This is a genomic window from Polaribacter sp. NJDZ03 (assembly GCF_019263805.1).
GTDB lineage: Bacteria > Bacteroidota > Bacteroidia > Flavobacteriales > Flavobacteriaceae > Polaribacter.
Genome location: NZ_CP079195.1, coordinates 582,760 through 604,856, shown reverse-complemented (window position 1 = coordinate 604,856; position 22,097 = coordinate 582,760). Strand labels below are relative to the sequence as shown.

The following is a 22,097-nucleotide window of genomic DNA, read 5'->3' as shown; positions in this document are numbered from 1 at the left end:
TGGGAGGTAGTATTTTTGGTTGATAAGTTGGTTATAATGAGTAGTGTTACTTGTGGGGTTTATGACTAAAAAAATCTAAATTCGCTAAATTCTGATAGTTAGTGTTAAAATAAAGTCAAAGCATTATTCAGTTGGAACACAAAAAATAATGAAATGGAAAAAGAAAGAATAATGCAAGAAAGTATTACTAAACAAGACAAACCTATCAAAATTTTGGAGCTAGAAGAAATTTATGATATTGTTTTAGAACAAGAACCTGAAGAGAACCTTTTTAATGATGGTCTAAGACAAATGAGGGATTTTTTTGTGACTAACGAAGAAAACAATATAATCGCTTTAGGTATATCTAATAGAAATGTAAATACAGCTATAATGGACTTAAGTCCAATTAGCAATTTAAAAAATTTAACATCTCTTTCTTTATCAAACAATAATATTGAAGATATATCTTCAATACACCCAAACCCTAATTTAAGACACTTATTTCTAGGTGGGAATAAAATTGATGACATTAGTTTATTATTGAAATTTCCATTACTGGAAGTATTAGCTATTTGGAATAATCCAATTTCAGATGAATATCCTTTAAGTTTATTAACAAATCTAGAAGAATTGTATTGCCAAAAAATTGGTTTAAAAAATTTAAATTTTGTTTCCTCATTAAATAAACTTGAAAAGTTAAACGCAAGTGAAAATGAAATAATTGATATAGAAATTTTAACAAAAAACACAAAAATAAAAGAATTAATTTTATCTAATAATAAAATTAAAATTATACCTACCAAGTTAGCTGAAAAGTTTGAATGGTTGGATTCTAATATTGATGAAGTTGAGGAGTTCTTCATAGATGAAGGTATAAATATTAGAAATAACCCCTTAGAATACCCTCCTAATTCTGTTATAGAATTAGGTGCTGAAACAATAAAAAATTATTATGAAGCTACTGATGAATTTGGTCACGCCCCTCTTTCAGAAGGAAGAATAATAGTCGTTGGAGATGGTAGTGCTGGAAAATCTAGTTTAATTGAAAGAGTTTTATATAATACTTTTGAACAAGGTAAATCTCAAACGAATGGCGTTTTTATTGAAAATTGGAAACTTATACATACAGACAATAGAGAGTTGACTTTTCATCTTTGGGATTTTGGTGGACAAGAAATTCAACACGCTATTCATAAATTCTTTTTCACTGAAGGTTGCTTATATATTTTAGTTCTTGATAATCGTAAAGAAGAAGAACCTGAATATTGGCTACAACAAATAGAAAGCCTTGGAGGTAAAGCAGATGTTTTAGTCGTTTTTAATAAACAAGATGACAATACAACAGAAATAGCTGATAGAAAGTTTTTAAAAGAAAAATATCCCAATATCGTTGGGTTTTATAATACAAGTTGTAAGACAGGTTGTGGAATAAATGAATTTAAAAGAGATTTAGAAAACCAAGTTGTTAAATTACAAACAGTAGATGAACAGTTTCCTAATAATTGGTTTAAAATAAAAAAAGAAATTAAAGAATGTACTTCAGGAGATCAACATTATTTAGACTATAAAACTTACAGTGAAATATGTAATAGGAATAATGCAGGTAATGAAAAAACTCAAAAATTACTATTAAAGTATTTTACAACAATTGGAGCAGTAACCTGGTTTGGAGACACCTATCTTAATTTTCTTCATGTACTTAGCCCTAAGTGGATTACTCAAGGTGTTTATAAAATAATTACCTCAAAAAAAACAGCTAGCCTTTTTGGTGTTATTAACATTAATCATTTTGAAGAATTACTACTACCAATAAGTGATGAGGATTATACATATGACGAAACACATTATGGTTATATCCTAAGCATGATGAAAAAATTTGATTTGTGTTATACTCCAGATGATGAAACCTTATTAATACCCTCTGCATTTGGTAAAGTCCCTAAAGTAGAATACAGTGATTTCCGTGGAGAAGGTGTTCGTACATATATATTGCAATTTAAAGATTATATGCCGCTTGCCTTGATACATCGTTTTACAGCGAAAAAATTACCTTTTGCATATGATAATAATTACTGGTATTCAGGTATAGTTATAAAAGATAGTAAAAGTGAATCCATTTCTATGATACATGCGGATAAAGAAGCAAAACGTATCTACGTTCGTATAAAAGGTAATGAAAAATTAGGTATGTGGGAACACATAAGAAGAGAACTACATGAGATTGCCTCTAGTTATGCTCAGATATCATATAGCGAATTAATTTCTTTGGATGAGGATTCTAGAAATACTGTCGCATATGAAGATTTATTAAGTCATATTTCAGCTAATAAGTCAATCTATTTTCACTCTAAATCTAGAAAAGACTATAACGTTGGTTATTTAATTGGAATGTTTGAAAGTAAAGAACAAACATTAGAAAAGTATAAAAAAGATGAATTAGTTTTTCAGGAAAAAGGAGGCAATTTAGTTTTAAACATATTAAACAATAATAGTCCGACTGTAAATACTCAACTAAATACTCAAATTAATATTGATATTGATATTAATATCGTTAATAATATTAGTAGCACAGTAAAAGGTGATGCTCTTTATCTACTTGAAGAATTAGGCTATTCTAATAAGGTTTTAAGCGAAGCGTTAAAAAAGGTAATGCAATTTGCTGATGATTCTAAATCGGCGACCAATAGTGGAGATGTAAAAGAGAAAGGTTGGGGCAGAAAATTGAAATCTGTTTTAAAAACATTAGGTAATGCTAAAGAGCAGTTAAAGAATATACAAGATGGTGGAGAAGCACTTAAGTCAATATTAAAAGGCTTAAAAGATCTATCGACTCAATTTAATTTAGATGATTTAAAAAATTTATTTGAAGGAATCTTATAATTCGATAACAAACATCTAGCATTTTATTCAATGCTTGGTGTTTGTATTTAACAACTTTGGTTTATCTAAAAAAGTATGCTCTTAAAATTAATAAGAATTCCGCTTTTAAGTTTTAATATTATTTTTACATAAAACAGTGTAATAAGTATTTACATTTTTAATATTGGTGAAAAATTATTACAGAAAATAATAAAAACCAAACCTAACTAACTTCTGATATAAAAAATTGAAACGATTTTCTTATACTAAACCGTTCACAGCAATAACAAAAATGAGAAACTACCTACAAACATTTGGCATTTTAACCGAAAAAGAAATCGACATTTTTGAAAGTAAGGTTCAGAAAAAGCAATTAAAAAAAGACGATTTTTTCATTAAAGAAGGTCAGACATCTAAAGAAGTCGCATTTGTAGTTTCTGGTTTATTTAGATCTTTTTATTATACTTCATCAGAAGAAGAAGTTACCTATTGTTTTACCTTTTCTAATTCATTTGTTAGCGCCTACTCTTCCTTCTTGTCTCAAACAAAAACAATTGAAAATATTCAGGCATTAACAGCTATAGAATTATTAACAATATCTAGAGAAGAAATTTTACTATTAGAGAAATCGAGTACCAATTGGCTAAAATTTTTTAAGTTAATTACGGAGCAAGAATACATTAAAATGGAAAAAAGAGTTTTCTTGTTGCAAAAAGAATCTGCAGAAAAAAAATATAAAGATTTACTTATAAATCAGCCAGAATATTTGCAAGCAATTCCTTTAAACTTTTTGTCTTCCTATTTAGGCATCACCCAAAGACATTTAAGTAGAATAAGAAAGTCAATTACGAATTAGACATATGTCCTTTTAAAAAAGTACAGAAGTATTGTTCTTTGCACAAAACAAAGAACAATTATGAAACAAGTACTAATAATAAATGGACATCCTGATAAAGAGAGTTTTAATTATGCCTTATCAGAAGCTTACCTAAAAGGAGCAAATAAAACAAATGCTATAATTTCTAAAATTAACATTGTAGAATTGGAGTTTAATCCTAATCTGCAATTTGGGTATCGCAAAAGAATGGAATTGGAGCCTGATTTAGTTTTAGCCATCGAAAAAATTAAAAAAGCAGATCATATTGTTTGGGTGTTTCCAATGTGGTGGTATGGATATCCTGCGCTTATGAAAGGCTTTATAGACAGAACATTTTTACCATCAATTACATATTTACCGATTAAGGGAAAAGCATTACCCGAAAAACTACTGAAAGGAAAATCTGCACGTTTAATTATTACCGCAGATACACCAAAATGGTATGATTTTCTGGTAATGAAAAGTCCGGCAATAAACCAGTTAAAAAACGGAACACTAAAATTTTGTGGAATAAACCCTGTAAAAACAACTTATATAGCTTCAATAAAAAATTCAACTTCTGCTTTTAGAGCAAAGTGGTTAAATAAAGTAACCTTGTTAGGAGAAAGCGTTAAATAACAATTGCCAATACCGTATATAATTTATAGACTACTTCTCGCCTAGTACAATAATTCTTGCTAATCTATCTTAAAAAATTAGCAACTAATAAAACAAATATCTAACATTCTATACAATGCTGGATGTTTGCTTGCAAATAACTTTTATTTATTAAACAAGTACTCTCTTAAAAAAATAAGAATTTTATTTTTTAAACTTTAATATTGATTTTCCTTAAAACAGCCTAATAAATATTTACATTTGAAATATCAGTAAAAACTAATTACAGAAAATAATGAAAAACCTAAGAGCACAAACAGACGCTAAAATTGCAGCAGGAAGAAAGAATAACCCTAACTTTATGAAAGGGATTGATGAAATTATAGCAAAAGCAAAAGATTTTGAAGAAGGTAAAAATGCGCTTAAAGTAGGTGAAAAAGCACCAAGTTTTGAGTTGTCTAATGCTGAAGGGAATTTAATTTCATTAGATGTTTTATTAGAAAAAGGTCCTCTTGTAATTACATTTTATAGAGGTGATTGGTGTCCGTATTGCAACTTACAACTAAGAGCCTTGCAAGCAAAGTTAAACGAAATTAAAGCTTTGGGAGCTTCATTAGTTGCTATTAGTCCGCAAGTACCAGATGGTTCTTTAACAAAAAGCGAGATTAATGAAATGGATTTTATAGTATTGTCTGACCAAAATGCAAAAGTAGCATCTAAATATGGAGTTGCTTGGGAAGTACCTGAGTTTATGGCAGAGCACATGCGAGTAGATCGTAATCTTGATTTAGAAAAGATAAACAATGGTAATGGCAGTATATTGCCAATTCCTGCTACATTTATATTAAGTAAAAATGGCGTTGTTGCTTGGAATTATGTAAATGTTGATTATAGAACACGTTCTGAACCTAATGAGATTATTGAGGCTTTAAAAAAGTTATCTTAGTAAACTATTAAGACTATACAAATAGTAGTATTTTAACACATTAAAAACCAATCTATGAAAGTTAAATTTTTAGTACTTTTTATAACCGCTTTATTGGCTGTTAATTATCAAACATCAGCACAAGAAAGTACAAAAGTTTTATTAGAAAAAGCACAAAAGAAAGCAAAAAAAGAAGGGAAATCTATTTTTATAAAATTTGAGGCTTCTTGGTGTAGTTGGTGCCATAAAATGACCAAAGACATGCGTTCTAAAAAGACTAAAAAGTTTTTTGATGATAATTATGTAATTGTACCTATTGTTGTGCTAGAATCTTCAAAAAATAAAAATTTAGAAAACCCAGGTTCTCTAGATTTATTAAAAAAGTATGATGGAGATAAAGCTGGCTTACCCTTTTGGTTAATTTTAGATAACAACTTAGCGCTTATTACAGATTCTAATGATAATAATGGTCAGAATTTAGGAGCTCCAGGAAGTGCTGAAGAAGTAGAAGTGTTTCTAGAAAAAATAAAGAAATCTGCCATAAAAATTACACAAAAAGATGTAATAAATATTACAAATCAATTTGTTATGAAAAAATAGAACTCAAATGAAATTTGTTAAAACAAATAAACTCCTACTGTTTTTTATCCCTTTGGTTCTTGTTACTTATTTAGGTATCGATAATTATTATAAAATTATTACCCAAAACGAGTTAGAAATTATAAAAAATAGTGCAGAAAATGATTTAAACGCAAAAGGAATTTTAATTAATGAAATCTATAAATATCTAGCTACAGATATTGATATTATTGATTGGCAATTTAATACAACAGGTTTTAATAAAGACATACATCCTAAAAGAGAAAAATTAGAAGACTTTTTTCTTCATTTTTCTAACCTACAAACTACTTATGATCAAGTTCGTTTTATAGACACTCTTGGTCATGAAGTTGTTCGGGTAGATTTTGATAGCGTTAACTCTGCCAAAGTTGTGGATTCTATTAACTTACAAGATAAAAGCAATAGGTATTACTTTAAAAATGCTAAAAATTTAAAGAAAAACGAAATCTATTTTTCAAATATAGATTTAAATATGGATTTTGGGAAAATTGAAATTCCATACAACCCAGTACTTAGAGTTGCTAAAAAAACATACAATGTTAATAATAAGTGGACAGGTTTAATAGTTGTTAATTATTTTATTAGCGATATTTTTAATAAATTATCTAATCAAAACAATCTTAAATATACTTCGTTTGAATTAAATACATTGGAAGGTTTCTCTTTAATATCTAAAGATAAATACAAAAATTTTAGTCATATTACTACTAATTCAGATAGTTTAGCTTTAAAAAACACACATAAACAGTTGTGGCAAAACATACAGCAAAACAATGCTGGAAGCGATACTTATAAAGATGTTATTTACGTATTTAATAAATTAACAATTAATAACACTAGTTTAAAAAACAGTAATTATAAAGAGAATAAAACACTTATACTTATTCATAAAATAGATTTAAAGCAGGTTTATAAATCTCAATCTATTTATAATTTTTATAAGTGGTTATCATTTATTCTTAGTGCTATTTTAATACTTTTTATTCTAATTGGTATTCAGTATTATAATAACAGAATACGAATTCAATACAAAGAACTTCAGAAAAAAAATATTGAATTAGAGGGATTAAAAAATAAAACACAAAAAAACCTAAACATTAAATTAGACGAATTAAAGTTAACAGAAAGAAAGTTCTATTCTATTTTTAACAATGCTGGTATTGGTATTACTTTGGTCGATTTAAAAGGAAAACCAGAATTTACAAATAAAAAACTTCTAGATATTTTAGGATATTCTGAAGAGGAAATGACAAACATGACCTTTGCAGATTTTACACATTTAGATGATTTAAATACTGATCTTGAGAAGTTTGATAAACTGATTAAAAGAGAATTTGATTCTTATAATATAGAAAAACGTTATATTAGAAAAGATAAAACGGTTATTTGGGGAGATTTAAATGTATCATTATTACTAAATAAAGAAAATGAAATTATTAATGTAATAGGTGCTGTTACAGATATTACAGATCGTAAAGACGCACAAAAAGAGTCTAAGAATCTTAAAAAAGTTATAAAGAGTTTAAATTACATAGCAAATGTTTTAAATATTGACTCGATAGAAAATTCCTCAGAAATTAACGAGTCTATAAATTTGGTAAAACAAATAGAAAAACAATCTGATGATATTTTAAAAGCAAACAAAGCAAGAGAAGAACTTTTAAAAAACTTAGAGCATAAAAACACCGAATTAAACAACTATGCTCATATTGTTTCTCACGATTTAAAAACACCGTTACAAAGCGTATATACTTTAGTAAATTGGATTGAAAGTGACAAAGAAAACAAGCTAACGGAAGAAAGTGAAATGTACACTCAATTAATTCTAGAAAATCTAGAAAGAATGGAATCTTTAATTACTGGTATTTTAAAATATTCTAGCATTGATAATAATGAAATGGAAGAATATGATATTAATACACTCAATTTGGTAAACGAGCTTGTAAAGTTAATGGTTATACCAAAATCTATAGAAATTAAGGTTGATCAAAATTTACCAACTATAAAAGGAAATAAACATAGAATTCTTCAAGTTTTTCAAAATTTACTTCAAAATGCAATTAAAAGTATTGTTGATGAAAAAGGAGAAATAGAAATTGGCATAACAGAAACGCCTCAATTTTGGAAGTTTCACATTAAAGATAACGGAAAAGGAATTGAAGAAAGGTATTTTAAAAAAATATTTGAACTTTTTCAGAGTGTTGATGATAGTGAAACGAAATCTGGTATTGGTCTTTCTATTGTAAAAAAAGTAATTCAGCTTTACAAAGGAGAAGTTTGGGTTGAAAGTGAGGTTGATAAAGGAACTATATTTTACTTTACAATACCTAAAGAAACACAAAATTAAAGGGTTTACTTTCTAAAAATTAAAAGAGGTTTTATCTATGTGTAACACATAAATAAAACCTCTTTTTTGTCCGTATAAATAGAAGATATTCAATTACTCATCATTTCATTGAAAAAAAAATTATAGTAATTTTGCCATTGATTCTTTTATAATTTCTGTATTTCTAACTTTATTTGGCGTGTTTTTTGCTTTTTGATCATTAATCATGGTTTTCATTAAATTAATAACCACTTTATCAAAATTAAAAGACTTGTATTGATTTCCTTTTACCACCATATCATCTACTAAATTCTGAATTGCTTCAGAATTATTACTTTCAGAGATTTGCTTAAATGCTTTTTGATAAAGATTTTTTGTAGCATCATCACCCGATAAAAACATTCCAGAAACCACACTTTTAGCAATAAAAGGTAATTCAATTTCGTCGTTTTCTTCTATGTAAATGCGCGTTAAAGGCGTTGCTAATATCTTTTTAATTTCGTCTGGTAATTCTTTAGCTTTAGCAATTGCTGTTGGTTTATCTATATAATACATGCCAACCAAAGATTTTCCTATAACAGAATAAGATTTACTTTGTAAACCTTTTTCAAAAATAGACTTCAATGCTGGATCTGTTAATTTACCTAAAGTTTCAATTGCAGTTGCTTGCACCAATGTTTTTTCATCTGAATTGGCAATTTTCATTATTTTATTAATAGCATCTTTTTTAGAAGATTTATTAATTAAATCTATCTTTTGTAAAGCAAGTATTCTAATTTTATAAGAAGCATCACTCATTGCAGCTTCCACCGCATTAAATGCCTCTTTTTCTTCTTGTTTTTTAGCTACTTCTAATAAAGCTTCTCTTCTGTGTTGATAATTTTCAGCATTTTTCAACTGAAAAATATAATCACTTAACACCTTATTTTCTGTAATTTCACATAATAAAACACCATCTGCATTTATTTGAATTAACGTTGGTTGTTTTGTATAAGAAAATGTAAAAGAGGCGTCATTTCCCTCAACAAAAACATTGTGTCTTATTTTTTTACCATTTTCAAAAATATCTATTGCTAAAGGAAATTTAAATTCATTTACATTTGTTTGTAAAAGATTTACAGTTACTTTTTTCTGAATCGTATTGTAATCGTAAGAAACATCTATTCTTGGGTGGCCAGCACCAAAATACCATTGGTTAAAAAACCAATTTAAGTCTTTACCTGTTATTTTTTCAAAAACCAATCTTAACTGATGTACTTCTGCAGCTTGGTATTTATTTTCATTTAAATAGGTTTTTAATCCTAAGAAAAAAGCTTCATCACCTAGGTAATTACGTAACATGTGTAAAATAGCGCCACCTTTGTTATAGCTAACTAAATCGAACATATCTTCTTTGTCTACATAGTTAAAACGGACTAAATGTTTATCAATATCTTGTCCATTTAAATACGCCTGACTATCATCAAACAAATGCATATCTGCGTCTAGTTTTCCGTATTTATGTTCTCTCCATAAATACTCGCTATAATTTGCAAAAGATTCGTTTAAAGTTAAATTAGACCAACTTTCTGAGGTTACTAAGTCTCCAAACCAATGATGAAAAAGCTCGTGTGCAATGGTGTTTTCTTGCACATTTTCGTCAATTAATTGCCCTGGAGTTTGGTATGCTTGTTCTCCATGAATTACAGCTGTTGTGTTTTCCATGGCACCAGAAACATAATCTCTTCCTACAATTTGGCTATATTTATTCCAAGGATATTCTACTCCTAAAATATCAGAAAAGAAACCAATCATTTCTGGAGTTAAGCCAAAAATATCTTTTGCATACGGAGCATATTCTTTTTCTACATAATAATCTACAGGAATATTTTTATACGAATCTTTAATAATTTCATACGCTCCTACTCCCATAAAAAATAAGTAAGGAGCATGCTTTTGATCCATTTTCCAATAATCGGTTCTGTTTGTTCCATTTTCTATTTGGCTTATTAACTTTCCGTTAGAAAGTGTAACAAACTTTTTAGGAACCGTAATATAAATTTCTTGTGTAGTTTTTTGATTCGGACTGTCTATCGTAGGAAACCAACAACTGCTTGCTTCAGTTTCTCCTTGCGTCCAGATTTGAGTTGGTTTGTTTTTGTCTGAACCATCTGCATTAATAAAATATAAACCTTTTGCATCCGTTATTGCCGCACTACCTTTTTGTTTTACTTTTTCAGGACGTGCTATGTATTTAATATAAAGCGTAAATTCTTCGTCTTTTTTATATTCTTTTGGTAAATCTATAACAATGCTAGCATCGTCATACTTATAGTCTAATTTCTGATTATCTAAAGAAACCTGTTCAATAATCATTGCTTTTGCATCTAACGTAATTTTATTAGTTGCATAAAAATGAGGTTTTGCGGTAACCCAAGCTTCACCATTTAACTGTTTCTTGCTAAAATTAAAATCTACTTTTAATTTGGTATGTACTAAACTGTGTATTTTATCTCTTTCTGGTTTGTAAGTAGTGTAAGTTTGCGAAAAACTGATTGAACTCACTAAAACTAAAACAATAAACAGCACTTTTTTAATCATCATAAAATATATTTTCGTAAAGTTTCAAAAGTAATAAATAATTAGAGCGTAATTCGTTAATTAGCAGTTAAAAATAGCATTCAATTTACAGTGTAGTTTACACTAATAAAAGCTTAACCACTAAGTCACAAAGAAAATCGTATAGTTCTCTAAAAATTAAAATCTCTTGTGAATTCTGCGAAAAAAATTACGTTCTCTTTGGTTTATTTACTCACCGTTTTCAGATTCTGTTTACATTAAAAAAAAAGTTCAATTCCTGAGTTTTTTTGACATAAAAAAAGTTGACAATCCTAGTATTCAGTGATAAACTACTTCTGAATACTAGAACTGCCAACTTTATACTGAATACTGTAAATCTATTTCCCTTTAAAAATAGCACTAAATTGTTCTAAATTAATGTTATCACCATCAAATTTAACGCTGTTCATCATCTCTATAATTTTAGCAGGATTCATGTTATCACCTAATAAACGGGCAACTCCTACTCCAATTTCATTACCATAACCGAAAGCAATTACTTCATCTATAGATTCTGTATCTCCAGTATAATAAAGACTTACATTCATTCCTTGCGCTTTTAGAGACATTAAAGTTTTATAATCTTCATTATCTTTAAAAATACTTTTTAATTTTAATCTCTCCACTTCATACGCAGCTTCATTTCCTTTAATTGGCAAAGCAACTACGTTTACTTTTCGTATACTTTTTAAAGTTTCTTTAACTTCGTCTGATACAGCATCTGATTTTAATTGTAAAAAACTTGTAGGAATATCTACGGTGATAAAACCAGATTTATCTTGACTCTCTACTAAATATCCTTGTAATGATTTTTCATTTTTACATGAAGTAATCATAAAAACAAGTAATAAAAGAGAAAGTATTTTGGTTGTATTTTTCATGATTTATTTTAAGTTTTTGTTAATGAGTAGTCTCTTTTTGAGTCCTGTTTTAAATTATCTTTATCCTTTTAGTACTGATAAATTTATCGACAGCACTCGAACAGACATTAATTTACTTGTTTTTAGAAAAAGTATCTGCTAATTCAGACATTTTATTAATATCTATGTTTCCTGTTAAAGAAACTACGATTGCTTCTGCTTGTCCACTTGTTTGTTTATCAACTCCTTTAATAAACATTAATACTTCACTAACAAAATCTTTGTTTTGTGTAGATTGCACGTAAATTTTTACATGAGAATTATCGTCTTTGATACGCATTAACTGTGTTAAATTCTGTTTTTTAATTGCAGCATTTGCCATCGCTTCCATTTTACTTGCAATGTTTGTATCTTTTGTAGAAAACATTTTAAACTCTTTTAACTCTTGAATCATTTGAAAGACTTTCATTCCTTCATTATCATCTACTTGTACGTTTTTAAATTTAGAGATTAACTCAAAAGCATCTTTGGTTACTACTACCATATCTACTCCGTTCATATCCTCTAAAGTATCAAAAAAGGACTGTGCGCTTGTTACCATTGGGGCAATTACTAACGCTATTAATATTGCTATTTTTTTCATAATTTCTGTGTTTACTTGGTTTACTATTGTTACTTGGTTTTTATTTTAATATTTTTTTTACGGTGTCTTCATAAGTATATAAGGTAGCTACCGCTTGCTCTCCTTTTTGAAGGTTAGATGATAAAAGCATTAACCCTTTACTTATTTGATCGAATTGTTTTTTAGCTTGATATCTTTCGTATTCATTTTTACCAATAAATACACTAAATAATAAGACTACAGATGCTGCAACAGACAACCATTTTAAGTTTCTATTTTTAGATTTCTTAGGTTCTAACTTAATGGTTTTTGTGTACGTTTCATCTTTGCTAGTAGCAAAATAGTTAAACATGTATTCGTATTCTTGCAAATGTGGTGCAACAGACCCTCCTGTAAAATAGTTTCTTAAGGTTGTTTCTTCTTGCAAAGACGTTTCTGCGTTTTCGTATTTTTCTACTAATTTTTCTATGTTAGCTAACTCCATAGTTGTGTTTTTTAATTAATTGTTCTCTTATTGTTTTTCTCGCTCTAGATAGCGCAACTCTTACTGCTGTTGGCTTCATGTCTACCATTTTGCAGATTTCATCAAAATCATATTGCTCAATATCTCTTAATTGAATAATAATTTTTTGTTGCTCTGGCAAGTTTTCTATCAATTGGTGTACTTGGTTTACACTATCTCTATGTTCTACTTGCTTATCTAAAGACGTATCTTTTTCTTTATAATTACTGTGTATTAATGTTAAATTACTTGCTTGTTTACTTTTTAAACGATCATAACAATAGTTTTTTGTCATGGTCATAGCAAACGCTTCAACATTTTTATATTCAGCAATCTTTTCTTTGCTTTTCCATAATTTAAAGATCAGCTCTTGTGTAGCATCTTCAGCTTCTTCTGTAGAAACTAAAAGTCTTTTTGCTAAACGGAATACTTTATCCTTAAAGGGTAAAACAACTTTTAAAAAGTCTGACTGGTTCATTTGGTTTGGTTGATTTTTCTTGTAAACTGATACTAATTTTATGTTGTTATTATCGGTTTACATAATTAAGACGATGCACAATATCTTTTGTTACAACATATTTTAAAAATAATACTATTTCTTTTTATATTGCGTTGTATCCTATAAACATAAATTCATGACGTTTAAATTATTCCCTAAAGTAATTGTCTTTTTTATAATTTCCCTACTCTTTATTAATTGTGATAAAAGTGAAGATGGTATTCCCACTGATTTAGAAGTTGAAAATTTTATTTTGGGAGGTTTAAATGCTTACTATTTATGGCAAAGTGATGTTCCTGATTTGGCAGATTTACGTTTTAGCAATCAGAATCAATTAAATAGTTATTTAGAAGGCTTTTCATCACCAAAAAATTTATTTGATAATTTATTATACACAAAAGAAAATGGGTATGATCTAAATGAAAAAGGGTACGACCGTTTTTCTTGGATTGTGGATGATTATGTAGCTTTAGAAAACTCTTTTCAAGGAATCATTATAAGTAATGGAATGGAATTTGTTTTATATTCAGAAAAAGACAACAATACTAATGGTTATGGTGTTGTAAGATACGTTGTACCAGGATCAGATGCAGATACTAAAGGGGTGTTAAGAGGTATGGTTTTTAAAGCTGTTAATGGTACACAAATTACAAACAAAAATCTTCAAAATTTACTATTTGGTGACAATATTAGTTACACTATTAATTTAGCCAATTTTAATGGAGGAAACCCGATATTAAACGGTAATTCTATTAATTTAACAAAATCTCAATTACAAGAAAATCCTATTGCAAAAGTTGAAGTTTTTACGGAAGGAACTAAAAAAATTGGTTATTTATTATACAATCAATTTGCAAGTTCTTATGATAGTGAATTAAATGCTGCTTTTGCTACTTTTAAAGCAAGTGGAGTTACAGATTTAATTATAGATTTACGTTACAATGGTGGTGGCTCTGTACAAACAGCAACTTATTTGGGAAGTATGATTACGACAGAATCTAACACAACTGTCTTTTCTAAACAAATGTGGAATAAAAAAGTCATGGAAAATAATAATGCTAGTAATATTATAGATTATTTTACAGATAACATTTCAAGTACAAAAGAACTAATAAATAGTTTAAATCTTCCTACTGTCTATTTTATTGTAACAGAAGATACTGCATCTGCTTCAGAATTAGTTATAAATGCTTTAAGTGCATATATTGATGTAAAATTAGTTGGAACTAAAACAGTTGGTAAACAAGTAGGTTCTATAACTCTATATGATTCTGATAATTTACAGAGAAATGGTGCTAATTTAAACACAAATCACACCTATGCTATGCAACCTATTGTGCTAGAAATAACCAATGCTAAGGGAGAAAACAACCCTAATGGTTATACACCAGAAGTTGCGTTTGAGGAAGATTATGGTCAAATTTCTGGAACCATAAATTTAGGTGTATTAGGAAACAGAACAGAGCCTTTATTAAATAGAACGATAAATTATATTAAATTTGGAATAATACCTTCTGCAAAAACACCTGTTTCTATTAAAAAAGAACCAATTACCAATTCTAAATTGCAAAGACCTTTTGCTAATGAAATGTATGTGGAATTTAAGAAGTAAATCTATAATTACTGAACCTTACATTTGTTGACTCTAGTGCCTCGCTAGTGCTCCTCCGCTAGCGCGAGCGTCCCGCTCGTGTTTTTACACAATATTTATTTATTCAAAAAAATAAATAATTAAAAAACAGCATATATAGGCCTTTTATAACTTTCTTATTGACTTTTATATTGTTGTGTCACGAGCGCGACGCTCGCGCTAGCATAAATATGCGTTCGGTTGTTATGTAACATTATTTGTACAGATCTTAACTCAACAGCTCCGCTGCCGCTAGCGTGAAAACAAATTCAATCGTTATGTAACTTTATTTGTTAATAATCTAATTCATATCTATTTCTAAGATACTGGAATCGTTATTGCCATAATTTCTAGCACTACTATATTTTCAGTCTATAGCATCAGTTACAAAACCGGTTTCTATAAGGTTATTATGAATATATTTTAGTTTTTGCTCAAATACCTTCAAGGACCAAATTTCAATTGGCTGATTATGTTGTTGCCAAAACTGTCTATTAGTAATATTACTATTCTTTCTCCCAGCTCTCTCAAACATCCAAAGCATCCATTTTTTTTCTGCTTTCTTGAGGATTTTCTTCAATAATTTTCAGCATTTTTTTTGAAGTAAACCCCTTAAAGTCTCTAATTAAACCTGAAGGATCATTTAAAGCAGAACGAAAAATTAAATGGATATGACTTGGCATAATACAATATCCATAAATTTCCATTCCTTTATTCTTTCTACAATAATCTAAAGATGCTATAATGCACCAAAAATAAGCGTCTCTTGTAAACACATCAATCCAATTTACAGTAGCAAAACTGATAAAATAAGCTCCTGATTTTTCTCCAAATTTATATTTTCTGCTCATTTATATAAGTTTATTATTTTTATCTGCTGGCGCGAGTGCCCCGCTCGTGCACACACAGCTATTTTATTAAAAAACTAATCATTGCAAATATCTCATATAAGCTTTTTGTAAATTACTTTTTGTATTTTATTTGTTGTTTCACGAGCGAGACGCTCGCGCTAGCGAATAATCAATAAAATATCATAAACTTTATATCTGAAGGCATAAAAAAACCGAATGAATTTATAAGTCTAAGTCCTCTAAATCGTCTATCCCCTCTTCAATTTCCTGATCAGTTAAAACATCGGGTCTAAATTCACTCATTAATTCTTCTCTCTTAGACTTTGCATATTTATAACCAGATTTCCACCATTTACGCATTAAAGTTTGATCAAAAACTAAAGAATTAGTTGTTAAAACAGTTGGGGTATAATATAAATTTAATTTAATTCCTTTATTTGTAGCCGCTAATTTACCAATGGTAATATTGTGTCTTTCTACATGTGCCAACATAAAATCGAACACATCAAACAATAAAGAGAATGGGTTTGTAGCGGGTAATTTATTAAACTGAGTAACTTCTGTTTCTAAAATAATAGCATCAATTTCTGTGGCTCCTCTTAAAATAGCTTCTCTAATAGGTACTAAAGAACCAAAACCTCCGTCTGCATACTGACAATTATTTTTTTCTAGCAAACTCATAAAAGGTACATAATTGCAAGAACCCCAAATCCAATCACAAAAATCGTCATAGGTGCAATCGTTTATAGATTTATATTCAATTTGATTGGCTGTTAAATTAGAAACTGTTACAACAACTTCTTTGTTGTTATTTCTAATTTCATGATATATTTCTTTAGTAATTTTTTTCTTAATTAAAGTTCGTAAGTTTTTACTTTCTCCAAAAGTTTTTCTTCCGTTTAAAAAGTTCCAAAAAGTATTTAAATGTCGAATACTAACTACTTTTTCTCCGGCTACTTTTTTAATTTTAAAAGGATTATTACTAAAAATAGTTTTCTGATTTACATTGGTGTAAAGATCTTTTAGTTCATCTAATTTGCCCAAAGCTAAGTGAGAAACCATTAAACTCCCCGTAGATGTGCCTATAAATATATCGTAATCTTTATGCTCTTTTTTCATTAAGTATTGCGCAACTCCGCCTGCAAATGCCCCTTTACTTCCTCCTCCTGAAATTACCAATGCTCTTTTCATTATCTAAAAACGATTTGTTATTTTTAAAAAAAAGTCTCACTATTTTTATAGTAAATACCTTTAAAATTGTCATTCCCACCTATCTTTTTCAATCAAGACGAACACCGGCAGAATCTAAAATAATATTTTTTAATTTAAATATATTCTTACCTCTCCAATAAATAAGCGAATAAGTTTTAAAAAAACAACTATTTTAGAGCTATAAAAGTATCAAAAATGAAGAGAATAATCATATTTATTTTTGGTTTCCTAGCTTTTGTGTCTTGTGCAGACATTTATCAACCTAGAGAAATCAAGACTATTACCGTAAAAGAATTTAAAATAGACAGTGTTAGCATACGTGCAATTCAGGTTATTAATAAAAATGAAGTTGTATATGCAGGCTCAAATGGAAATATTGGTTTCTTTTCTGATAATGAGAATTCTAAGTTAAAACCTATTGTTTTAGAAATTAAATATCAAGATTCTATTCGCCCAAATTTTAGAAGTATTGCTTCAAATAATAAAGGTATTTTTGCTTTAAGTATTGGTAATCCTGCTTTATTATATCAACTTTCAGATGGAAAAGTAACCTTAAAATACACAGAGAATCACGAGAAAGTTTTTTATGATGCTTTGCAGTTTTTTAATGATAACCAACATGGCATTGCGGTTGGAGATCCTACAGAAAATTGTGCGTCTATTCTTCTAACTTCAGATGGTGGAGATACTTGGCATAAAATTCCGTGTGCTAATTTACCTAAATTTGAAGATGGTGAAGCTTTTTTTGCTGCAAGTAATACCAATATTAAAACTATTGGAAATACAGTTTGGATAGCATCTGGAGGAAAAAAAGCACGCATTTTAAAGTCGGATGATTTTGGAAATACTTGGCAAATTTATAACACGCCAATTGTGCAAGGAAATGGACCACAAGGTATTTATTCTATTGATTTTGTTGATAAAAATAATGGAATTATAATAGGTGGTGACTACTCTAAACCTTTAGAAAATAACGCAAATAAAGCCATAACTAATAACGGCGGACTCACTTGGACTTTAGTTTCCGATGGACAAAACCCTAACTACAAAAGCTGTGTGCAGTATGTGCCTAAAACCAAAGGAAAAGAAGTTTTTGCTGTTGGTGTAACAGGAATTTCATATTCTAATAATGGTGGTATTACCTGGACAGAGGTTAGTAAAGAACCGTATTATGCGATACAGTTTGTAGATAGAAAAACCGCTTGGTTATCTGGTAACAATAAATTAGGAAAACTAGTTTTAAAGTAGCCATTATTGGTACTAAAATTACAGAAACTTAACCTATAATTAGATAATTAGTAACCTCACATTCTTATGGTTTTAAATAAAACTAAAAAAGCAATTCTTTTTAGCGTATTTACTATCTATATGTCTAGCAGGTAGTTAGTAGTATTTATCAATATTTTCACTAAAAAAGTATCTTATTAAATTGAAAATATTTACCTTTAATTAGGTTTATCAACCTTATCAAAAAAAAAGTATATTTGCCATCGATTTTAATTTATGGCGCTTAAAATGATCTCTAATAGTTAGCAATCAAATCTTTTTATTTGAGATACGGTAAAACCTAAAATTTCTATCTTTTTATAAATAATTCAAAAATTAAATAGTATGAAACAATTAATTACAGCAGTCGCAGCAATTTTAGTGAGTACAGCTTCTTTAGCACAATTTCAAATATCGGCAAGTAGTGGTTACGCAATGGGTAGTGCTGGGATGCTTACAGGAACTACAACAACTACAACAGGTACAGAAAACAATTATGGTAGTTATGGTGAAGGTTCGAATTTTCAGTTAAGAGGAACTTATTTTTTAAATGAAAAATTTGGGCTTGAATTAGGTTTGGGATATTTACATGGTGCAGACCAAACAATTAATAAAACATCTATACCAGGTGTTGCAGAAGTAAACGCCATTGCAAGAGCACGTGCGTTTGGAGGATCTGTTTCTATGATTTATAATTTTTCATCTAACTTTTACGGACGTATTGGTGCTTTAATTAAAGTTGGTGGTAAAACAGAAGCTGTTGTTTATAACAAATCTTTCTATACAGATGCAAATCCATCGCCCCAAGGATTACCTAATGGTTCTTATTCTGAAACAAATTATATAGAAGACTTTCATGGGCAATTTCCTTTAGGTTTTGTGGGTGCATTAGGATATTCTTATGATTTAAATGAACATTTTGCTCTTTTTGTAGAAGCAGAATACTACGGAATTAGTTTAAAAAGAAAGGATTCTGAATTTAAAGAATTTAATACAGATGTTGCTTTAGCAGATGGTACAGTCGTTGCTAATTTCAATTTAGAAAGTGGCTTGCCAAAACCTACTGGTGCTGGTAATGATGTTTTTAACACAACCACTTATGTAGATGAATTATCTCATGCAGAAGCAATTGAGCAATTAGCAACAGCAAAAGCAGCATCACAAGCAGGAGAAGCTACTCATATCAAAAAATTATCTCAAAAAGTTCCTTATTCTTCTTTTGGGTTAAATTTTGGAGTTACTTATAAATTTAGTGGTTCTAGTAAATAATAGTATTATCACCTAAGTACAAGTGGTTGTCTAAAAGTATTGCATTTTGAAATACTGAATTTGCTTCAGTATTTCAACTTATCAAAATTTATAATTGATAAGAATCTGAAATAAATTCAGGTTAACGTAAAACTTCACTTTAGACAACCACTTTTTTTATCTTCTTCTTTTTATAAATTAGCATCTTCTTGCCTGCTTCTTTGTAATTTTTTCTTCTTTTTTATATTGATAAAAGGTATTTTCATCAGTTTTAAAGCCTTTTAAACTCACTTATTCTAAGTGTATATATTATCTTTATTAATCTATTTACTAAGATAGTTTCCTCTTTTTACTTGTATTTAGGCTAAAAAAAATCCTGCCGAAGCAGGATTAAATATTTTATCTAAAGCATATAACCGTATTGTAATTATTTTATAATTATAATGAATAAAAAAAGTAATAAAAATTAAAGTTAAAATAATGACTTACAGTTACTTAAAGCATATTAACTAAATAATAGGTTTATGATCCTATTTTATCTCTTTTAATATCTTCTTTAAGAGATGCTACTTGCTGTTTATATTCTTCACGCTTTTTAAATATATAATTATCGTCTCCTTTAGGTTCTGCTGCCAAACGTCTTATACTTTCTTCGTCGTACTTAATAAAGTTGGTAACTTGTTTTTTTAATGTTTCTTTTTGAAAACCAACTTTAGTTAAAACATCACAAGCTAACGTTAAGGAAGTCTCTAAAGTTTCTCGATATATATTTTCTATTCCTAAATTAACCAACTCGTAGGCATCATATCTATTTCTTGCTCTAACCATTAATTCTACATGCGGATATTTTTTCTTAACCTGTTTGCTTATTTCATGGGCAGCATCTGGATTGTCTACTGCACAAATTAAAATTTTAGCATCTGCAATACCGGCAGACTCTAATAACCCCATACGTGTTGCATCACCATAATACACTTCAAAACCTAATTTTCTAAGATAATCTACTCGATTAGAGTCGTGGTCTAAAATAGTGGTTTCTATATCATGAGATTTTAAAAAACGACCTATAGTACTTCCAAATTGTCCAAAACCAACCAATATAATTTTTTCAGATTTTGTGTGTTCGTCCATGGGTCTTTTTACAGACTCTTTTGTCCCTATTCTAGGAAGAATTAAACGCTCATTAATCATACTAGCAATAGGTGTAATAGCCATAGTTAAGGCGGTAACAACAAGCATAATGTCTAGATGTTCTTGGTCTAAAATACTAGATTGAAAAGCAAAGGACAACAATACAAAAGCAAACTCCCCTACTTGCGATAAATTAAAAGTCAACAATAAATTCTGATCTATTTTTAATTTAAAAATAAGGCCTACTATAAATAAAACAATGGCTTTTATAAAAATAACAGCAACTAAAATACCTCCAATAGTAAAAGGACTATTAGCAATTACAATAAAGTTAATAGAAGCACCAACAGCAATAAAAAACAACCCTAACATAAGATTTTTAAAGGGTTCTAAAGTGCTTTCTAGCTCATGCTTAAACTCACTATTAGATAAGACTACACCTCCTAAAAAGGCTCCTAACGCCGGACTTAACCCAACATACTCCATAACAAATGAAATACCAAAAACAATTAAAAAAGCAGCTGCAATTAAGAGCTCTCTAACTCCAGATTTTACAACTTTACGTAACATAGGTACAATTAAATAACGACCAGCTACAATAATAAAAACTACAGATGCAATAATGGCTAAGGCTTGCAGTTCCATTGGCAAACCATCTAATAAATTTACGTGCCCACCATGATTATTGTTAACTGTTTTTAGATTAGAACTAGCCATTAACGGTATAGAACCAATCATAAAAATAACAACGATATCTTGAAACAATAAAATTGAAAAAGCAGAGGTGCCAGAAGTGGTATTCATAAATCCTTTTTCTTTTATAGTCTGTAGTACAATTGCAGTAGAAGAAAGTGCTACAGCCATAGATAATACCAAGGCAACTTTAGATTCGTAATCAAAATATATAAAGAGATAATAAGATAATAACATGGTTACAGAAACTTGTATACCTCCCATTCCTAAAATGGTTTTTCGCATGTTCCAAAAATTCTTAGGCTCAATCTCTAGACCTATTAAAAACAACATTATTACAACCCCAAACTCAGAAATATGCATAATATCTTGTCCTTCTTCTCCAATAACTCCTAGCATATAAGGCCCAATTACAACACCTGCTATTAAATAGCCCAATACAGAACTTAAACCTAATCGTTTGGCAATAGACACGCAAATAATTGCTCCTGCTAACAATATAATTGCAATAAAAAGTAGACTTCCTGTCATATTTTAACTTTATTTATTTTGTTACTTTTTATAATTACAAATGCAAAAGTTGTAATTCTTTATATTAAGTTCAAAGATATCACGATTATTAAATTAATTACTTATTTTTTTAAGAAATTGAATGTTAAAAATTAGATTAAATTAAAAGTGCTTTTTTTATAATATTAGAAAAAAAAAGCAATATATATTCTAAATAATCATGAATATACAAGCATAAATAATTTCTTTAAATTGAAAATAAAAAAGAATAAAAATCACTTAAAAGAC

16 protein-coding genes and 1 pseudogene are annotated in these 22,097 nt (G+C 28.7%); 9 read left to right on the top strand and 8 right to left on the bottom strand.

The window, feature by feature from the left end:
• Nucleotides 1-153: 153 nt before the first annotated feature.
• The 6 genes from KV700_RS02535 (at nucleotide 154) to KV700_RS02510 (ending at nucleotide 8,208) form a co-directional block, all read left to right on the top strand.
• Complete coding sequence (locus tag KV700_RS02535; RefSeq protein WP_218599006.1) at nucleotides 154-2,862, top strand: COR domain-containing protein; 2,709 nt, start codon at nucleotides 154-156, stop codon at nucleotides 2,860-2,862.
• 271 nt (nucleotides 2,863-3,133) lie between these two features.
• Nucleotides 3,134-3,697, top strand: coding sequence for a Crp/Fnr family transcriptional regulator (locus KV700_RS02530; protein WP_218599001.1), 564 nt, complete (start codon nucleotides 3,134-3,136; stop codon nucleotides 3,695-3,697).
• Between the two features lie 60 nt (nucleotides 3,698-3,757).
• Nucleotides 3,758-4,336, top strand: coding sequence for an NAD(P)H-dependent oxidoreductase (locus KV700_RS02525; RefSeq protein WP_218599000.1), 579 nt, complete (start codon nucleotides 3,758-3,760; stop codon nucleotides 4,334-4,336).
• Nucleotides 4,337-4,610: 274 nt separating this feature from the next.
• Nucleotides 4,611-5,261 carry a peroxiredoxin-like family protein gene (locus tag KV700_RS02520; protein ID WP_218598999.1) on the top strand — a complete coding sequence of 217 codons (651 nt, stop codon included), beginning with the start codon at nucleotides 4,611-4,613 and terminating at the stop codon, nucleotides 5,259-5,261.
• Nucleotides 5,262-5,315: 54 nt separating this feature from the next.
• The gene (locus KV700_RS02515; protein WP_218598998.1) at nucleotides 5,316-5,840 is read left to right on the top strand and encodes a thioredoxin family protein; all 525 of its coding nucleotides are present in this window, start codon (nucleotides 5,316-5,318) and stop codon (nucleotides 5,838-5,840) included.
• Between the two features lie 7 nt (nucleotides 5,841-5,847).
• Nucleotides 5,848-8,208, top strand: coding sequence for an ATP-binding protein (locus tag KV700_RS02510; RefSeq protein ID WP_218598997.1), 2,361 nt, complete (start codon nucleotides 5,848-5,850; stop codon nucleotides 8,206-8,208).
• Nucleotides 8,209-8,328: 120 nt separating this feature from the next.
• Here the strand turns inward: KV700_RS02510 and KV700_RS02505 are convergent, their stop codons facing one another.
• The 5 genes from KV700_RS02505 to KV700_RS02485 form a co-directional block, all read right to left on the bottom strand.
• Nucleotides 8,329-10,770: a M1 family metallopeptidase gene (locus tag KV700_RS02505; RefSeq protein WP_218598996.1), complete on the bottom strand. Its 2,442-nt coding sequence runs from the start codon at nucleotides 10,768-10,770 to the stop codon at nucleotides 8,329-8,331.
• Between the two features lie 353 nt (nucleotides 10,771-11,123).
• Complete coding sequence (locus KV700_RS02500; protein ID WP_218598995.1) at nucleotides 11,124-11,666, bottom strand: DUF4252 domain-containing protein; 543 nt, start codon at nucleotides 11,664-11,666, stop codon at nucleotides 11,124-11,126.
• 112 nt (nucleotides 11,667-11,778) lie between these two features.
• Entirely contained in the window at nucleotides 11,779-12,288 is a 510-nt protein-coding gene (locus tag KV700_RS02495; protein WP_166387237.1) for a DUF4252 domain-containing protein, read from the bottom strand.
• Between the two features lie 40 nt (nucleotides 12,289-12,328).
• The gene (locus tag KV700_RS02490) at nucleotides 12,329-12,751 is read right to left on the bottom strand and encodes a hypothetical protein (RefSeq protein ID WP_166387239.1); all 423 of its coding nucleotides are present in this window, start codon (nucleotides 12,749-12,751) and stop codon (nucleotides 12,329-12,331) included.
• Nucleotides 12,738-13,247 carry an RNA polymerase sigma factor gene (locus KV700_RS02485; RefSeq protein ID WP_166387240.1) on the bottom strand — a complete coding sequence of 170 codons (510 nt, stop codon included), beginning with the start codon at nucleotides 13,245-13,247 and terminating at the stop codon, nucleotides 12,738-12,740. The genes KV700_RS02490 and KV700_RS02485 overlap by 14 nt, the downstream gene beginning before the upstream one ends.
• Before the next feature lie 157 nt (nucleotides 13,248-13,404).
• Here KV700_RS02485 and KV700_RS02480 point away from each other — a divergent pair, with 157 nt between their 5' ends.
• Nucleotides 13,405-14,880 (top strand): S41 family peptidase, encoded by a 1,476-nt coding sequence (locus KV700_RS02480; RefSeq protein ID WP_218598993.1) that lies wholly within the window; start codon nucleotides 13,405-13,407, stop codon nucleotides 14,878-14,880.
• 319 nt (nucleotides 14,881-15,199) lie between these two features.
• On the opposite strand, the pseudogene KV700_RS02475 reads toward KV700_RS02480, so the two are convergent.
• Both KV700_RS02475 and KV700_RS02470 read right to left on the bottom strand, forming a co-directional pair.
• Nucleotides 15,200-15,749 (bottom strand): annotated as a pseudogene (locus KV700_RS02475) (transposase).
• A 222-nt stretch (nucleotides 15,750-15,971) separates the two neighbouring features.
• Nucleotides 15,972-16,940: a patatin family protein gene (locus tag KV700_RS02470; RefSeq protein ID WP_166387246.1), complete on the bottom strand. Its 969-nt coding sequence runs from the start codon at nucleotides 16,938-16,940 to the stop codon at nucleotides 15,972-15,974.
• Nucleotides 16,941-17,156: 216 nt separating this feature from the next.
• On the opposite strand from KV700_RS02470, the gene KV700_RS02465 reads away from it, so the two are divergent.
• Both KV700_RS02465 and KV700_RS02460 read left to right on the top strand, forming a co-directional pair.
• On the top strand, nucleotides 17,157-18,209 hold the full coding sequence (locus KV700_RS02465; protein WP_218598991.1) for an oxidoreductase: 1,053 nt from the start codon (nucleotides 17,157-17,159) through the stop codon (nucleotides 18,207-18,209).
• A gap of 363 nt (nucleotides 18,210-18,572) precedes the next feature.
• Nucleotides 18,573-19,496 (top strand): outer membrane beta-barrel protein, encoded by a 924-nt coding sequence (locus KV700_RS02460; protein ID WP_166387250.1) that lies wholly within the window; start codon nucleotides 18,573-18,575, stop codon nucleotides 19,494-19,496.
• 501 nt (nucleotides 19,497-19,997) lie between these two features.
• On the opposite strand, the gene KV700_RS02455 is transcribed toward KV700_RS02460, so the two are convergent.
• Nucleotides 19,998-21,830: a cation:proton antiporter gene (locus tag KV700_RS02455; RefSeq protein WP_218598989.1), complete on the bottom strand. Its 1,833-nt coding sequence runs from the start codon at nucleotides 21,828-21,830 to the stop codon at nucleotides 19,998-20,000.
• Between the last annotated feature and the right edge of the window lie 267 nt (nucleotides 21,831-22,097).

Bases quoted from the DNA above. Each gene is read 5' to 3' on its own strand.
- KV700_RS02535 (WP_218599006.1), top strand. From the start codon at position 154: ATGGAAAAAGAAAGAATAATGCAAGAAAGTATTACTAAACAAGACAAA.
- KV700_RS02530 (WP_218599001.1), top strand. From the start codon at position 3,134: ATGAGAAACTACCTACAAACATTTGGCATTTTAACCGAAAAAGAAATC.
- KV700_RS02525 (WP_218599000.1), top strand. From the start codon at position 3,758: ATGAAACAAGTACTAATAATAAATGGACATCCTGATAAAGAGAGTTTT.
- KV700_RS02520 (WP_218598999.1), top strand. From the start codon at position 4,611: ATGAAAAACCTAAGAGCACAAACAGACGCTAAAATTGCAGCAGGAAGA.
- KV700_RS02515 (WP_218598998.1), top strand. From the start codon at position 5,316: ATGAAAGTTAAATTTTTAGTACTTTTTATAACCGCTTTATTGGCTGTT.
- KV700_RS02510 (WP_218598997.1), top strand. From the start codon at position 5,848: ATGAAATTTGTTAAAACAAATAAACTCCTACTGTTTTTTATCCCTTTG.
- KV700_RS02505 (WP_218598996.1), bottom strand. From the start codon at position 10,770: ATGATGATTAAAAAAGTGCTGTTTATTGTTTTAGTTTTAGTGAGTTCA.
- KV700_RS02500 (WP_218598995.1), bottom strand. From the start codon at position 11,666: ATGAAAAATACAACCAAAATACTTTCTCTTTTATTACTTGTTTTTATG.
- KV700_RS02495 (WP_166387237.1), bottom strand. From the start codon at position 12,288: ATGAAAAAAATAGCAATATTAATAGCGTTAGTAATTGCCCCAATGGTA.
- KV700_RS02490 (WP_166387239.1), bottom strand. From the start codon at position 12,751: ATGGAGTTAGCTAACATAGAAAAATTAGTAGAAAAATACGAAAACGCA.
- KV700_RS02485 (WP_166387240.1), bottom strand. From the start codon at position 13,247: ATGAACCAGTCAGACTTTTTAAAAGTTGTTTTACCCTTTAAGGATAAA.
- KV700_RS02480 (WP_218598993.1), top strand. From the start codon at position 13,405: ATGACGTTTAAATTATTCCCTAAAGTAATTGTCTTTTTTATAATTTCC.
- KV700_RS02470 (WP_166387246.1), bottom strand. From the start codon at position 16,940: ATGAAAAGAGCATTGGTAATTTCAGGAGGAGGAAGTAAAGGGGCATTT.
- KV700_RS02465 (WP_218598991.1), top strand. From the start codon at position 17,157: ATGAAGAGAATAATCATATTTATTTTTGGTTTCCTAGCTTTTGTGTCT.
- KV700_RS02460 (WP_166387250.1), top strand. From the start codon at position 18,573: ATGAAACAATTAATTACAGCAGTCGCAGCAATTTTAGTGAGTACAGCT.
- KV700_RS02455 (WP_218598989.1), bottom strand. From the start codon at position 21,830: ATGACAGGAAGTCTACTTTTTATTGCAATTATATTGTTAGCAGGAGCA.